Here is a 14516-nt window from a genome sequence, read left to right on the forward strand (position 1 = left end):
TATTTTCCTCCTCAAATTTCATCATCTCAAAGTGCTCAATTAATAATTCGGGTAAGAATAATTTCAGAATTTCAGCATCATTTAACATTCCACAAAGTTACTATTTTTATTTTCTCCCCAACTTTTGAGACTGATCCAAAGGAATTGTTAAAGACTTTAGAATAAAGGCATTGTAAAATAAAAAAGACTCATAAATCATTGATTTACAAGTCTATTGCAGAGAGGAAGGGATTCGAACCCTCGATACAGTTACCCGTATACTACCTTTCCAGGGTAGCTCCTTCAACCACTCGGACACCTCTCTTTATTTGAGACTGCAAAAATAGAGTATTTTCTTGAATATGCAAATTATTCATTCGATTTTATACGGTAATTTCTCCACAAAGACTTTTTGCAAAATTATCGGCAAAACTTCCTTCGTAATTAGGATTGTCAATTAAATGCATTGCTTTTGTAATGGCGCTTTCGGCCGTAATATCTTTTCCGCTGATGGCTCCAATTCTTGAGAAAATATTACTGTTTTCATATTTTCCGAACGAGATTCCTCCTGAAATACACTGGCTTACCACTACGATTTCAGTCCCGTTATTTCGGATTTGCTGTAGTGTTTCCACTGTTTTTTCACTGCTGAAAATCGTTCCCGAACCAAAAACCTGAAGAATCAGAACTTTCATATTAGGAATTTCCTTGAAATGTTTCAAATTCATTCCGGGAAAAATTCTCCAAAAAATAATATCTTCAGAAATATGATCATCTACATGAAATTCAATCTTGGGATCACGACGGTGAAGATTATCTTTAATAATATTTAAATGAACCCCGGATTGTCCGAGAATAGGGTAGTTCGGACTTGCATAAGCGTCAAAATACTCCGCAGAATATTTCAGCGTTCGGTTTCCCCTTAATAATTTATATTCAAAATAAATCGCAACTTCCTGAATAACTGCTTCATTTTGTTCGTACAAGCTTGCATAATATAAACTTGTCAACAGATTTTCCTTTGCATCGGTTCTTAAATCTCCAATCGGAAGCTGTGAACCTGTTAAAATCACAGGTTTTGTTAATCCCTTTAGCATGAAACTTAATGCTGAAGCCGTGTAGGACATCGTGTCCGTTCCATGAAGAATCAGAAAGCCGTCGTATTTTTTATAATTGTCAAAGATAAGATTGGCAATCATTCTCCATTCATTAGGTCCCATATCAGAAGAATCGAGTGGTTTTTCGAAAGGATGTACAAAAACTTCACATTCCATCAGTTTCATTTCGGGCATTTTTTCAAAAATATTTCCAAAATCAAAGGCGCGAAGACTTCCGGTTTCATAATCTTTCTCCATACCAATGGTTCCACCAGTATATATCAACAGGACTTTTCTTTTCATACAGGACTTTTCTAGAATTTTAAATCTGACCAAAATTACGTTAATTTGCAAAGATTTGAAAATGAATGGAAGATTTAGCAAAAACTTTTGAGTATTTAAAGCAGTTTTTAACCGAAGAAAGATTATCTAAAATTGAACATTTCTCACCTGAAAGTTCAGACTTTGTGCTTCCTGTGGTGGAAGATATTTATCAGTTTCGAAATGCGGCAGCGATTGTACGCTCTGTGGAAGCCTGTGGTTTTCATAAAGTGGTGGCTTTGCAGGAAGAGTATAGTTTTGAGCCTAATTTACGTGTTACAAAAGGCGCTGATACTTGGGTTGAGGTAGAAAAAATGCCAAGAAATTTAGAATCTTTCCAAAAAATTAAAGACAGAGGGTATAAAATAGTAGTGGTCTCGTTGGAGAACAACGCAAAAATGTTACCTGAATACGAAATTACAGAACCCATTGCTTTGGTTTTCGGAACCGAAATGGAAGGTGTTTCTCAGGAAATTCTGGATTTTGCGGATGAAACTTTGGCGATTCCGATGTATGGTTTTACAAGAAGTTTTAATGTTTCGGTAGCTGCTTCAATTTGCATGTATGAATTAAAGCAAAAATTGATAAAATCTGATATTGATTATAAATTAAACGAAGAAAAATTGTTAAGAAAGAAAATTCTTTGGGCGGTAAACTCGATCAGAAGCGGGCAGCAGATTTTTGATAAATATTTGAAGGATAATAATATTGAATTTAGCTAATGAGAATCGATATCTTCTTACTTGTTTTACTCACTTTTTTCTCGTGTAAAAAAGCCGAAGAAGTAAATTCAGCTGAAATGAAACCTACACAGGATTCTCCTGTAGTTATAAGAGATAATCAGCCTGAAAAGAAACTGAGTGATGAAGAAATTTTAAAAATTCAGCAGGAAGAAGAGAAAGAGAGATCACAAATTGTTAACAAATATATTATTGAGAAAGCAAACAATAATTTCAAATATAAAATTTATTGTGAAGAGCAGAAAAATAAGGTTGTCAATTTTAGAAAAATAAAAATTCTTAAATCAGGTAAACTTATACAGGAAATAAAAATTCCCAAAGATTCTGCGTTTATCTTTCATGATAATGAATTTGATTTCTCTTCCCATGAAGACTGGAATTTTGATGGTCATCAGGATATTAAACTCATAAAATTTGTTGGGATGGTGAATGCAGAATATTATTTATGGATTTATAACAATAAAAGTAAGAAATACGATTTTTGTCAATCTTTTAGTAGTATTTTAAGTCCTGTAATCAATAAAGGAAGTAAAGAGATTATTTCCAAATATCATGTTGGTCCCACAGAATATCATTTTGAAACGTATAAATACAAAAACGGAAAATTTATAAAAACTTCAGAAGAGGTGGAAGGTGGCGATTATTAAATCATCATATTATAATTCCAAGCCGCCACAAAAATCCCCGCCGTTTCCGTTCTCAATCTTTGGTTGCCTAATGAGACGGCTTTAACATTATTTTCAGCTAAAAACGAGATCTCTTTTTCAGAAAAATCTCCTTCAGGACCAATCAAAAACGTGATATTTTCAGGCTTTGGAATTTCTTTTAAATCAACTCTTTCCAAATTCTCATGACAATGCGCCATAAAAGTACTTTCGGGATTAATATTTTTCAGAAAATCCTGAATTTTAGTTAAATCATTAATAACAGGAAAATGAAATCTCAGACTTTGCTTAGAAGCCGCAATCGCCTGTTTTCTCAATTTATCGATATTGATATTTTTACGCTCTGTTTTCTCGGTTTGTAAAATCGTGATCTCGGAAATTCCCATTTCAACAGCTTTTTCTACAAAAAATTCAATACGGTCTATATTTTTCGTGGGAGCGATTGCAATATGAAGTTTGGGGTTAAAATCAGGAAAATCGAATTTAATTTCATCAACATCAATATTTGCTTTTTTGCCTTCAATCAGAAGTTTTCCGGATGCCAGATTTCCTTTTCCATCCGTCACATGGATTTCTTCTCCGTTTTTCATACGAAGAACTTTTACAATATGTTGCTGTTCTTCGTCGTTGATGATTGCTTTTCCGTTATTTATTTCTCCAAAAAAAAGTTTCATATTTAAATATTTAGAATATGCCCGAATTTTATTGATAAGTAATGATTAAAAGTAGATTTCATTTTCGCTTAAAAATGCCACTCCGGTTTTTATAGTCGTGTAAACATCGCCTTCACAATCACGGTAAGTACACGCGTAAATTTCCTCAACCCAAACATTATTCAGGAAAATCATATTCAGATATTCATTTTTTCTCAGATTGTTTTTAATCGATAGATAATCTCCTTCTTTCGGCTCATAATGAAAACTAAAAACATTCTCAGCATTTATTTTCTCAAGAATTTCTTCTTTGATGTTCTGAATATATCCCGTTTCCGAACTTGTCATCTGAAAATCGTCTTCTGCAAATTCCTGTGTAACATCATTTTTACCTGTAATCGTTTCCAATACCCAATAATATTTTGAGTTTTTCTTAGAATGAGTTCCAAGTACTTTTTCTTCTAACAATATTTTCATAGATCGTACTTTGCCGTTGCGGAAGTTCTTAAATCCGTAAATTCTCCTCTTTCAAATTTCAACTGAGCCACCATGGCAATCATCGCAGCATTATCGGTTGTATATTCAAATTTTGGGATGTAAATATTCCAGCCTAATTTTTCATGATTATCCTGCATTGCTTTTCTTAAAGCTGAATTGGCGGAAACTCCTCCTGCGATCGCAACTTCTTTAATATTCATATCTTTTGCTGCTTTCTCCAATTTATTCATCAAAATTTCAATGATGGTTTTCTGCACGGAAGCACAAAGATCATTCATGTTGTTTTTAATAAAATCAGGATCTTTTTTAACTTCTTTTTGGATAAAATATAATACAGAAGTCTTAATACCACTGAAAGAATAATCGTAATCCTCTAATTTAGGTTTATTAAATTTAAAAGCATCAGGATTTCCTTCTTTTGCCAGTCTGTCGATAATAGGACCAGCAGGATAATCAAGATCAAAGATTTTTCCAATTTTGTCGAATGCTTCTCCAGCTGCATCATCAATGGTTTTTCCGATAATTTCCATCTCAAAATAATCCTTCACCAAAACAATCATGGTATGCCCGCCGCTTACCGTAAGACACAGAAAAGGGAACTTTGGCGGCACAGGATTTGCATCCTCGATGAAATGGGCTAAAATGTGCGCCTGGAGATGGTTTACTTCAATTAACGGAACATCCAAACTCATTGCCAAAGACTTAGCAAATGAAGTTCCTACAAGAAGAGATCCCAAAAGTCCAGGGCCACGTGTAAATCCTATCGCAGAAATTGCATTTTGTTGTATATTTGCTTTAGTTAAAGATTTTTCAACAACGGGAATAATGTTTTGTTGATGCGCACGCGAAGCCAGTTCGGGTACTACACCTCCATACTCTTTATGGATAGCCTGATTCGCTGCAATATTCGAAAGAATAGAATTTCCCTTGATGATAGCTGCTGATGTATCGTCGCATGACGATTCAATACCTAAAATTATAGAGTCGCTCATAATAATGGCAAAGTTAGAGAATAATAACGAGAATGAGAACAAAAAATCAGTAGCTGGAAACTTAGGTGATCAGGTACATAAAGCTGTTGAAAATGCGGAAGGAATTGTAAAAGAAACAGTTAAAGAAGCATCTGAGCTGGCATCAGATGCGATTCATCATCCTGTTCAGACTGCCGAAGAATTCGGAAAACAGGCGGTAAAAGATGTTACAAGCTATTCCTGGTGGGCAAAACTTTTACTGATTCTCTTTTGGCTTGGCCTTAGCCTGGTGGCTGCCATTTTTATTACGATTAATCTTCCTGTTACTAAGCAATGGGCTGCCGATCAGGCTTTAAAGCTTGTTAACCGGGATTTCAAAGCACAGATGTCAACCGAAAGTGTTGAGGTAAATTTTTTCGGTAATGTAAAGATTAAAGGTCTGAAGATTAAAGATAATAAAGGGTTTAATTTTATTACAGTTAAAGAGTTCACCGCAAATTCGGATTGGTTTTCTTTGGCAACAAATATCGGCGAAAATAATTCTTTAAGTTTCAATTCTTTGACCTTAAAAAATGCTGATGTTAAAGTCATTACCTATAAAGGCGACAGTATTTCAAACTTTATCCGCTTTACCCAATTATTCGACAACGGGAAAAAAAGGGACCCGAGTAAACCACCTTTTCAGTTAAATTCTAGGCTTCAGATCATTGATTCCAAAGTTTCTATTGTTAATTTAAATTCTCCCGGAGAAGCCGGGAAATGGCTTACCGCAAAAAATTTCAACCTCAAAGCTCCGAATGTAAAAGTCAACGGGCGAAATATTTCAGCTTTAATTAATAATATGTCTTTCATCACAACAAGATGGGGAAAATCTCATTTTGTAGATACTTTTTCGACAGAACTTTCAATGACCCCGGAATATCTGTTCTTAAAAGAATTGACTTTAAATACCGATCATACTCTTTTGCAGGGCGACATCAAATTCAATCTTCATGACGATGGATCCTGGGCAGATTTTGCTGATAAAGTGAAATGGGACATGAATCTTAAGCAGGGAAGCCAGCTGAGTGGCTATGACATCAGCTATTTTGTAACCAACTGGGATAATTTCAAACCTTTCAACGTTTCCGGCGCAATGACGGGGCCGTTGAATGATTTTAAGCTGGATAATTTCCTCATCCGAAATCCTGATGTGAACATTGCTACGAAGACAATGAACGTAGACCGTTTGCTGAAAGGTAATTTCTTAATTGAAACCAACAATCTTTCTGCAGATTTTACCTATAAAGATCTTAAAGCAATGATGCCTTCATTTATTTCTAAAAAAATGAAGAATTTTGCTGATGACTTCGGAAAACTGAAATACAACGGAACGGCAAGTGTAAATCCGAATCGGGTGTATGTTTCCAGCGGAAATCTGATGACAGGAATCGGGCAGGCCAAGATCACAAATTTTGCTTTGACTGAATACAGTTCAGCTATGCCAAAATACGTCGGAATTGCGGAAGTAAAAGACTTAAATACTTCTGTGATTACCAAAAATAAATCGGTTGGATTGATTTCCGGAAGGTTTGATATCAACGGACAAAGTTTCGATGTCAATACCATGAGATTAACGACAAAATCTCAGATTTCAAGTATTGAAATTATGAATAAAGAGATCAATAATCTGTATCTGGACGGATTATTGGATCATAAAAAATACAATGGTTTAATTACCATTAACGATGAGCAAGCCAAGGCTACGGTAAAAGGTTTGATTGATTTCAGTACTCCGAGAATTTCTATGAACGTGGATGCCGATGTTAACTATTTAAACATGAACTATTTCACCGATAAGCCCGGAAACCAGATCGTAAGCGGAAAGGTAAACGGTAAAATGGCAATGACTTCTGTTAATGATTTAACGTTGGATATTGAAGCCAACGGAATTAATTTTGCCACGGCAACCCAGAAATATTCTATCCCAAATGCTAAGGTAAAAACTTTCGTTGAAAATGGCAGTCGTTTGATCGATGTTGATGCTCCGGGAGCGGTGAACGGCAAAATTTCCGGAAGATATAATCTTGCAGATCTTGCAGGAATGGTGGAAAACGGATTAAACAAAATTTTAGTCGGTCCGGCTCCGAGAAAATTATACAGAGGTCAGAACTTTGCTATGGATTTTGATGTTCAGCAGGGTTTGGTAAGCTATTTTTTGCCGGATCTTAAAATTCCTCAGGGAGCAAAAGTGGAAGGTCAGTATGATGGAAATTCAAATAATCTTATCTTAAATCTTGATGCCGCTTCTTTGAAATATATCATGACCAAGACTCAGGAAATTACAGAAGCTGATAAAGCATTGGCAGCAGCAAATCCTGAATATAAAATCAATGAAAGAGATAAAATCACCAAAGACAGTGCAATGGTCGACAGTGTGATGGTGAGAATTAACACGGCAAATCTTGATGAGCAGATCTATGCAAGGATCAGTCGGGTTTTGTATAATAAAAATGTTCTTAAAGATATTACATTAAGCGGAAGAAATGAAAATAACTCGATTCTTCATTTAGCTACAAAATTTAAACACGGAAGCCCGGAGGATGAACTGGATGATAATCTGAAGCAATATGCAATCAATGTTAATCAGTCGACCAATGCAGGAGGTGATTTTGTATTCCGGTTTGAACCGACGGAAGTTAAATTTAATGATGTAACCTGGGCCATTGATACAAGTCCCGATCTTAATCATTCCATAACCTATCGGAAGAAAGAGGGTGATTTTGATATTCAGAATCTTAGAGTTTTCTCGGATAACAGCGCATTGTTTATAAAAGAAGCTCAGTTCAAATCTGCTAAAGATTTTTATGTAGATGCTGAAGTCGACAATTTCGCCATCGAAAAACTACTCGAAATGCAGGCAGGCGGAAATGCTATGAATATCAAAGGTCTGGCCAACGGAAATGTTCAGATCAAGATGGACAAAAATACGCTTCAGCCATTAGTTGATATGACGATCGATGACATCATGATGAACGGAAATGACATGGGAGATATCACGATTTCTGCCACGAACAGCTATTCTCTGAATGTATATGATGTTGATGTAAAAGTAAATTCTGCAGGTATTATAGGAAATAACAGCCTTCATGTTACCGGAACGGTAAATAATAACACAGCTTCACCTACTATCGATCTTACGGCAGAAATGAGAGAATTTGATGTAGCTTTCGCCCAGCAGTTTGTCACTACGGTTTTTGGGAATTTAAGAGGAAAAGCTACAGGTGATCTTAAAATTGCAGGAAAATTCAGTGATCTGGATTATAGCGGGGATATTGCTTTAAAGGATTTTGGATTAAAATTACTGTTTACAGGAGTCGATTATTCGTTCGACGATACGATCATTCCTTTAACCAGAGGTCTGGCAATCCTGAATAATGTTGAAGTACACGACGGAAGAACAAATTCTAAAGGAAATATTTCGGGTGCGATCCAGTTTGAAACTCTTTCTTCGATGGGGGTCAACCTGGTAATGAGAGCTGATAATTTATTGATGCTGAATACCACTCAGAAAGATTTCGACCTGTTTTGGGGAAGAGTTTACGGACAGGGAGACTTATATGTGGACGGACCTGTTTCAGGTTTAAGCATATCAACCCCGAATATGAAAGCTTTGAGCGGAAGTACGTTTACATTTAATTCAGGCTCAACTTCGAATGTGGAAGAATTTAAAATGCTGAGGTTCTTAAAAGAAGGAAAAAACGGATTGGTAACGCTTGATGAAAAGAAAAAATCCGGAGCCAATATGAATATCGATTTTGCTCTGGATGTGGATAAAGGGACTACAGTAAACGTTCTGATTGGAGATGATGTCGGTAGCATCATGGTAAAAGGTGCGGCCGAAAAACTGCGCTTCCAGATGAGCAGACAGGGAAATATTGCCATGAACGGGACGTATAGAGTCGATAACGGAACCTTTATCTCAAAAGCTATTCTGAATAAAACCTTCCAGATCGAAAAAGGCAGCAGCATCCGCTGGGATGGTGATGCAATGAAGCCTGCTCTTGATATTACAGCCAATTATGTAAGAATGGTTTCCAACGCAGGAGAGTATCTGAATATGGGGAGTATTCAGCCGATCAGTATTTTGCTTCAGGCCAATATTACACAGTCTCTTGTAGATCCGAAAGTAGATCTTAATGTAACGGCACTCGATGTTTCCAGCCAGGTAAAAGAGACGCTGGCGGCAAAAATGAGTCAGGAAGGGGAGAAGGTTCTTCAGTTTGGTTCGGTGCTGTTACTAAGCAGTTTCAATGTTTCCAATACCGGTGGAGTGGATGTGGATGTTGCAGGAGTAGCGGAATCTTCAGGATATAATATACTTTTAAAGCAATTAGGTTCTGTTTTGAATGCAATGAGTAACGAATTCCAGATCGACCTTAATTATGTAAAAGGAGATCAATATTCCAATACGGGAGACAGGGCAAATGCAGGAGTAAGCTTTGCACTTTCACCAAGAATAAAGGTGAAGACAGGTTTGGGAATTCCTTTAACAAAAACAGAGAATACACAAACCAATTACCTTTCCGGAGAAGGAACGATAGAATATGATATTTCGAAAAAAAATGACGGAAGTCTTGTATTAAGAGGATATTCCAAACCATCCAATATCGGTATGGTAAACGGTGCCGGATCCAACGGTACTGCCAATCAGGCGTATGGAGGTGGTATTGTCTGGACTAAGAGTTTTAATTCTATCTTCAAAAAGAAGAAAAAAGATAAAAAACAACCAGAGATGCAGCAGGAAATAAAAACAGATTCTGTAAAATCGGACGGTAAATAATTAGAATATTTTAATGATTTTTATCATCCGTGTTAATTATTGTTAATGTTTGAGATAATTTTTTTTGTTAAATTATTTTTCATAAATTTGCAAAAAATACGTAGATTTTTTAAAGAAATTGTAATTTAACTAATATGAACTATCAACTGGACGAAATAGACAAGAAAATTCTTGATTTCTTAGTAGAAAACACAAGAATGCCTTTTACAGAAATTGCAAAGCAGATGGATGTTTCTGCAGGTACAATTCACGTAAGAGTGAAAAAGATGGAGGATGCAGGTATTATTTTGGGATCATCTCTTAACATCGATTATGGAAAGTTAGACTATCACTTCACAGCTTTCATCGGAATTTTGTTAACAAAATCTAACAGAACTCAGGAGGTTTTGAAAGAGTTGGCAACACTTCCTAACGTAATTGAAGCAAGTGTAATTTCCGGAAAATATAACATCTTCTGTAAAGTAAGAGCTAAAAATACTGATGATGCGAAAAGAATTATCTATCAGATAGATGATATTCAGGATGTAATGAGAACTGAAAGTATGATTTCTATGGAAGAATTCTTGAGTGATAAAAACAGACTGATCAACGCTATCTCTGTATAATCAAATTTTAAACGAATTATATAAAAGAACTTATGAAATCTCTCATAAGTTCTTTATTTTTGTACCTATGGAAGAATACAGCTATTTTGATGAAGATCCGAAAAAAGGATGGGGATTTATTCTGGCATTTGCAGCCTTAATGTTGTTTACGCTAATGGGATTCGGGATTGATCTTGATGAATACCTGCAACATGAAACATTGAATATTCCGGCCTGGTATGCATACACTGTTTTCGCAATTGATGCATTAATGGCGGTAAGTCTGGTGCTGATGTATTTTTACAGAAAAATCGGGATCTTTGCCTTTCCTGCTTTACTGGTATTACACTTTTTTATGCATAGCTATTACCTTTCAACTTTCCTGTATACGGATGTTACCAATCTTTTCTTATTTACAGGTTTTGGGATGCTGGCTATTATCCCGAAGTGGAAGTTCTTTAAATAATCTTTCTATTTAAATTAAAGAATTAAATCCTTAAAGATTAAAATATTAAATATCAATAGAAGCGGACTTTAGTCCGCTTTTTTCATTTACAAATTCGGGAGGCTTTAGCCAAACTTATATCGACGTTTCATATAATTTTGATTAGGAGCTTAATCCCGCTTTCCACTGTATCTTTTTGGGTAGGGCTTCCTCCCGAAGTTTCGGGATACAGCCGTACCCAAAAAGGATGTCGTTGCAATCGGGGCTAGGGTCGAAGTCTTTCCATTTAATTAAGTTTAGAATATATTATTTGCTTACCGAAGTGCCCTTTAGGAAATATCTTCAAGTTTAATTAAAAAAAATTCTGATCTTAACATTTATACAATTTAATAACTATTGATGTTTTCCTATTATAATTATAGACAGAATAGTCTGTCTGTATTTAAAATTTTAATCTATCTTTGACTTGTTAAAAAATAAAACATGCCATCACCAAAAGAAAGAATTATTGCAACGACTTTCGAACTGTTTACTAAACAGGGCTACAACTCTACGGGAATCAATCAGATTATTGCTGAGGCGAATGTCGCAAAGGCAAGCTTTTACCAATATTTTAAGTCCAAAGAAGACCTTTGCGTCGAGTTTCTGAACGTAAGACATGATTATTGGTTTAATGAGCTGAAACGCTTTGTATCGAAAGAAAAAGAGGTAAAATCAAAACTGATGGCTTCTTTTGATTTTTTAATCTACATGAACCAAAAAGAAAACTTCCGGGGATGCAGCTTCCTTAACATTCTTTCTGAAATTCCTACGGATAATGTAAAAATTTTAAAGGTCATTCAAAATCATAAAAAAGATCTCAGGAATTATTTTTCAGAATTAATGGAAGATAAAGACTTATCGGATCATATTTATCTTTTATTTGAAAGCAGTATCATTGAAAGTCAGCTCTTTAAATCAAACGAATTAATAGAAAAAGCAAAAAAAATAATCACCCAACTAATTTAACTTATTATGGAACAGAAACATCCACTCCCGCCCTTCACGTTAGAAACAGCATTAGAAAAAATTCAATTAGCAGAAGATGCATGGAACAGCCAGGATCCTGAAAGAGTTTCCAAAGCGTATACCATCGACAGCGAATGGAGAAACAGAGATCAGTTCGTTAACGGCAGAGAAGAAATCGTGAAATTTCTCAGCGGTAAATGGGAAAGAGAACTGAATTATAAACTGAAAAAAGAATATTGGGCACATACCGAAAACCGCATTGCAGTCCGTTTCGAATATGAATATCAAACCAAAGAAGGAAACTGGTTCAGAGCGTACGGCAACGAAAACTGGGAGTTTGATGAAAATGGCCTGATGGCAAAAAGGTATGCAAGCATTAATGATTTGGAGATAAAAGAAGAAGATCGAAAGTTTAAATAGTTTTTTTAGTAGGAATTCGCAAAGGCGCAATGACTTTTATTTTCTATTAATTAAACTTTAAGGGGCAAGGATTTTAACTTCGAAATTGATTATGCATAAAAGAAAATCTTTGATTTCTTGCGTCTTATAACAGTATTAAAAATCAAAAAAAAATTGCGTCTTTGCAAAATTCCAACTAAAAATCAAAATAAAAAAGCATCCAAAAACGGATGCTTTTCAAAATATATTTCAAAAGAAATTATTTATCTAAAATTCTTTTCACCGCTTCTTTTACTGCAGTTGAGTCGATTTTATATTTCTTCATCAGTTCAGCAGGCGTTGCAGATTCTCCGAAAGTATCGTTTACCGCAACAAATTCCTGTCTTGTTGGTCTTTTTCTAGCCAACATTCCCGCGATAGATTCGCCTAAACCACCAAGGTAGTTGTGCTCTTCAGCAGTTACAATTTTCCCTGTTTTTTCAACAGATTTTAAGATGATTTCTTCATCCAAAGGTTTAATGGTGTGAATATTGATCACTTCACAAGAAATACCTTCTTTTTCAAGCTCATCGGCAGCAACCAAAGACTCCCAAACCAGGTGACCTGTTGCAACAATCGTTACATCAGTTCCTTCCTGAAGCATGATTCCTTTTCCGATCTCGAAAGGCATATCTTCCGGAATGAAAACAGGAACTACCGGTCTTCCGAATCTGAGGTAAACAGGACCTTCAAAATCAGCAATTGCCAAAGTAGCCGCTTTAGTCTGGTTGTAGTCGCATGGGTTGATAACCGTCATTCCCGGAAGCATTTTCATCATTCCGATATCTTCCAGAACCTGGTGAGTAGCACCATCTTCTCCCAACGTAAGACCTGCGTGAGAAGCACAGATTTTTACATTTTTATTTGAATAGGCGACAGACTGACGAATCTGGTCGTACACTCTAGAAGTAGAAAAGTTAGCGAAAGTTCCCGTAAAAGGAATTTTCCCTGTAATGCTAAGACCTGCCGCAAGACCGATCATATTTGCTTCTGCGATACCAGTCTGGAAGAATCTTTCCGGAGCTTTTTCAATGAATTTCTCCATTTTCAAAGAACCGATAAGGTCTGCACAAAGTGCTACAACATTAGGATTTTTATCTGCCAATTCAGCTAATCCGGCTCCGAACCCTGAACGTGTATCTTTTTTTTCTGTATATGTAAATTTCATTTTACTTAAGTTTTTAATAATTGATAAATGACAGGTGATTAATGATATTTTAAAGATTTGCAATCATCATTTATCGTTAATAATTTATCATTTATAATTAATAATCCGCAGGAGCTTCTAAATATAATTGCTTGAATGCTGTATCCAACTGCTCGTCGTTCGGAGCTTTTCCGTGCCAAGCGTGGCTTCCCATCATGTAATCTACGCCATAACCCATTTCTGTATGAAGAAGAATAACTACAGGTTTTCCTTTTCCTGTCTCAGTTTTTGCTTTTTCAAGGATAGCGATAACAGCTTCAAGATCGTTACCGTTTTTCTCTTCTAGAACAGTCCATCCGAAAGCTTCGAATTTTGCATGAAGATTTCCTAAAGAAAGTACATTTTCAGTACTTCCGTCAATTTGCTGTCCGTTATAATCGATGGTAGAAATGATATTGTCTACTTTTTTACCGGCAGCATACATGATTGCTTCCCAGTTTTGACCTTCCTGCAATTCACCATCTCCATGTAAAGAATAAACGATAGAGTTGTCACCGTCTAATTTCTTACCCTGAGCAGCTCCAAGCGCTACAGAAAGCCCTTGCCCAAGAGAGCCGGAAGCAACTCTTACACCAGGAAGTCCTTCGTGAGTGGTAGGGTGACCTTGTAACCTTGAATCTAATTTTCTGAAAGTTCTCAGCTCATCCACCGGAAAAAAGCCGAATCTTGCCAAAGTAGAATAGAATACCGGAGAAATATGTCCGTTGGAAAGATAGAAATGATCTTCATTTTTACCTTCCATTGTGAAAGGGAGTTTATAGTTCATTACTTTTCCGTACAGGGCTGTGAAAAATTCAGTACAACCTAAACTTCCTCCCGGGTGACCGGAATTTACAGCATGAACCATTCTTAAAATGTCTCTTCTGATTTGTGTAGTAAGAGATTTCAACTCTTCGATACTTTTACTCATTGTATAGGGTTTATATACAGACAAAGCTACAATTTTTTAGTGGCTTATGGAAATGTAAAAACCCGGATTTTATGTCCGGATTTCAATATTTTTTAATTGCTTTATGATAAGTATTTTTATTTTTTTCTGTCAGTTAGAAGCATTTTTGTCATTCTGACGAAGGAAGAATCTCGGCCAT

Annotated in this window: 13 protein-coding genes and 1 tRNA gene; 7 read left to right on the plus strand and 7 right to left on the minus strand. The window is 35.8% G+C overall.

The window, feature by feature from the left end; genetic code table 11:
* Window positions 1-217 precede the first annotated feature (217 nt).
* Together BUA89_RS00005 and BUA89_RS00010 are read right to left on the minus strand one after the other, a co-directional pair.
* Window positions 218-304, minus strand: a tRNA-Ser gene (locus BUA89_RS00005).
* Window positions 305-362: 58 nt separating this feature from the next.
* The gene (locus BUA89_RS00010; protein WP_072952581.1) at window positions 363-1379 is read right to left on the minus strand and encodes an asparaginase; all 1017 of its coding nucleotides are present in this window, start codon (window positions 1377-1379) and stop codon (window positions 363-365) included.
* 65 nt (window positions 1380-1444) lie between these two features.
* On the opposite strand from BUA89_RS00010, the gene BUA89_RS00015 reads away from it, so the two are divergent.
* On the plus strand, window positions 1445-2119 hold the full coding sequence (locus tag BUA89_RS00015; protein ID WP_072952582.1) for a TrmH family RNA methyltransferase: 675 nt from the start codon (window positions 1445-1447) through the stop codon (window positions 2117-2119).
* A gap of 77 nt (window positions 2120-2196) precedes the next feature.
* Window positions 2197-2784, plus strand: coding sequence for an XAC2610-related protein (locus BUA89_RS00020; protein WP_143152229.1), 588 nt, complete (start codon window positions 2197-2199; stop codon window positions 2782-2784).
* On the opposite strand, the gene BUA89_RS00025 is transcribed toward BUA89_RS00020, so the two are convergent.
* From BUA89_RS00025 to tsaD, 3 genes are read right to left on the minus strand one after another with little or no spacing between them, the layout of a single operon-like run.
* A complete protein-coding gene (locus BUA89_RS00025; RefSeq protein ID WP_072952584.1) occupies window positions 2781-3476 on the minus strand; it encodes an RsmE family RNA methyltransferase in 696 nt (231 codons plus the stop codon). The genes BUA89_RS00020 and BUA89_RS00025 overlap by 4 nt on opposite strands.
* Window positions 3477-3521: 45 nt before the next feature.
* Window positions 3522-3932: a hypothetical protein gene (locus BUA89_RS00030; protein ID WP_072952585.1), complete on the minus strand. Its 411-nt coding sequence runs from the start codon at window positions 3930-3932 to the stop codon at window positions 3522-3524.
* Window positions 3929-4945 carry a tRNA (adenosine(37)-N6)-threonylcarbamoyltransferase complex transferase subunit TsaD gene (gene tsaD, locus BUA89_RS00035; RefSeq protein WP_072952586.1) on the minus strand — a complete coding sequence of 339 codons (1017 nt, stop codon included), beginning with the start codon at window positions 4943-4945 and terminating at the stop codon, window positions 3929-3931. Before tsaD ends, BUA89_RS00030 begins: the two co-directional genes overlap by 4 nt.
* A 4-nt stretch (window positions 4946-4949) precedes the next feature.
* Here tsaD and BUA89_RS00040 point away from each other — a divergent pair, with 4 nt between their 5' ends.
* The 5 genes from BUA89_RS00040 (at window position 4950) to BUA89_RS00060 (ending at window position 12203) form a co-directional block, all read left to right on the plus strand.
* Window positions 4950-9746, plus strand: a complete 4797-nt coding sequence (locus BUA89_RS00040) for a translocation/assembly module TamB domain-containing protein (protein WP_072952587.1) — start codon at window positions 4950-4952, stop codon at window positions 9744-9746.
* A gap of 134 nt (window positions 9747-9880) precedes the next feature.
* Window positions 9881-10351, plus strand: a complete 471-nt coding sequence (locus BUA89_RS00045; protein WP_072952588.1) for an Lrp/AsnC family transcriptional regulator — start codon at window positions 9881-9883, stop codon at window positions 10349-10351.
* Window positions 10352-10418: 67 nt separating this feature from the next.
* Window positions 10419-10796 (plus strand): hypothetical protein, encoded by a 378-nt coding sequence (locus BUA89_RS00050; RefSeq protein ID WP_072952589.1) that lies wholly within the window; start codon window positions 10419-10421, stop codon window positions 10794-10796.
* 462 nt (window positions 10797-11258) lie between these two features.
* Window positions 11259-11783, plus strand: a complete 525-nt coding sequence (locus tag BUA89_RS00055) for a TetR/AcrR family transcriptional regulator (RefSeq protein ID WP_072952590.1) — start codon at window positions 11259-11261, stop codon at window positions 11781-11783.
* A gap of 6 nt (window positions 11784-11789) precedes the next feature.
* The gene (locus BUA89_RS00060) at window positions 11790-12203 is read left to right on the plus strand and encodes a nuclear transport factor 2 family protein (RefSeq protein ID WP_178362406.1); all 414 of its coding nucleotides are present in this window, start codon (window positions 11790-11792) and stop codon (window positions 12201-12203) included.
* Window positions 12204-12441: 238 nt separating this feature from the next.
* On the opposite strand, the gene BUA89_RS00065 is transcribed toward BUA89_RS00060, so the two are convergent.
* Both BUA89_RS00065 and BUA89_RS00070 read right to left on the minus strand, forming a co-directional pair.
* On the minus strand, window positions 12442-13389 hold the full coding sequence (locus BUA89_RS00065) for a transketolase family protein (RefSeq protein WP_072952592.1): 948 nt from the start codon (window positions 13387-13389) through the stop codon (window positions 12442-12444).
* 97 nt (window positions 13390-13486) lie between these two features.
* The gene (locus tag BUA89_RS00070; RefSeq protein WP_072952593.1) at window positions 13487-14338 is read right to left on the minus strand and encodes a transketolase; all 852 of its coding nucleotides are present in this window, start codon (window positions 14336-14338) and stop codon (window positions 13487-13489) included.
* Window positions 14339-14516 lie beyond the last annotated feature (178 nt).

The organism is Chryseobacterium arachidis (assembly GCF_900129245.1).
Taxonomy (GTDB): Bacteria; Bacteroidota; Bacteroidia; order Flavobacteriales; family Weeksellaceae; genus Chryseobacterium; species Chryseobacterium arachidis.

What these genes read in the sequence shown, in the direction of transcription:
- tsaD (WP_072952586.1), bottom strand. Translation starts at nt 4,945, where the DNA reads ATGAGCGACTCTATAATTTTAGGTATTGAATCGTCATGCGACGATACA.
- BUA89_RS00055 (WP_072952590.1), top strand. Translation starts at nt 11,259, where the DNA reads ATGCCATCACCAAAAGAAAGAATTATTGCAACGACTTTCGAACTGTTT.
- BUA89_RS00060 (WP_178362406.1), top strand. Translation starts at nt 11,790, where the DNA reads ATGGAACAGAAACATCCACTCCCGCCCTTCACGTTAGAAACAGCATTA.
- BUA89_RS00065 (WP_072952592.1), bottom strand. Translation starts at nt 13,389, where the DNA reads ATGAAATTTACATATACAGAAAAAAAAGATACACGTTCAGGGTTCGGA.
- BUA89_RS00045 (WP_072952588.1), top strand. Translation starts at nt 9,881, where the DNA reads ATGAACTATCAACTGGACGAAATAGACAAGAAAATTCTTGATTTCTTA.
- BUA89_RS00030 (WP_072952585.1), bottom strand. Translation starts at nt 3,932, where the DNA reads ATGAAAATATTGTTAGAAGAAAAAGTACTTGGAACTCATTCTAAGAAA.
- BUA89_RS00070 (WP_072952593.1), bottom strand. Translation starts at nt 14,338, where the DNA reads ATGAGTAAAAGTATCGAAGAGTTGAAATCTCTTACTACACAAATCAGA.
- BUA89_RS00020 (WP_143152229.1), top strand. Translation starts at nt 2,197, where the DNA reads ATGAAACCTACACAGGATTCTCCTGTAGTTATAAGAGATAATCAGCCT.
- BUA89_RS00040 (WP_072952587.1), top strand. Translation starts at nt 4,950, where the DNA reads ATGGCAAAGTTAGAGAATAATAACGAGAATGAGAACAAAAAATCAGTA.
- BUA89_RS00015 (WP_072952582.1), top strand. Translation starts at nt 1,445, where the DNA reads ATGGAAGATTTAGCAAAAACTTTTGAGTATTTAAAGCAGTTTTTAACC.
- BUA89_RS00010 (WP_072952581.1), bottom strand. Translation starts at nt 1,379, where the DNA reads ATGAAAAGAAAAGTCCTGTTGATATATACTGGTGGAACCATTGGTATG.
- BUA89_RS00050 (WP_072952589.1), top strand. Translation starts at nt 10,419, where the DNA reads ATGGAAGAATACAGCTATTTTGATGAAGATCCGAAAAAAGGATGGGGA.
- BUA89_RS00025 (WP_072952584.1), bottom strand. Translation starts at nt 3,476, where the DNA reads ATGAAACTTTTTTTTGGAGAAATAAATAACGGAAAAGCAATCATCAAC.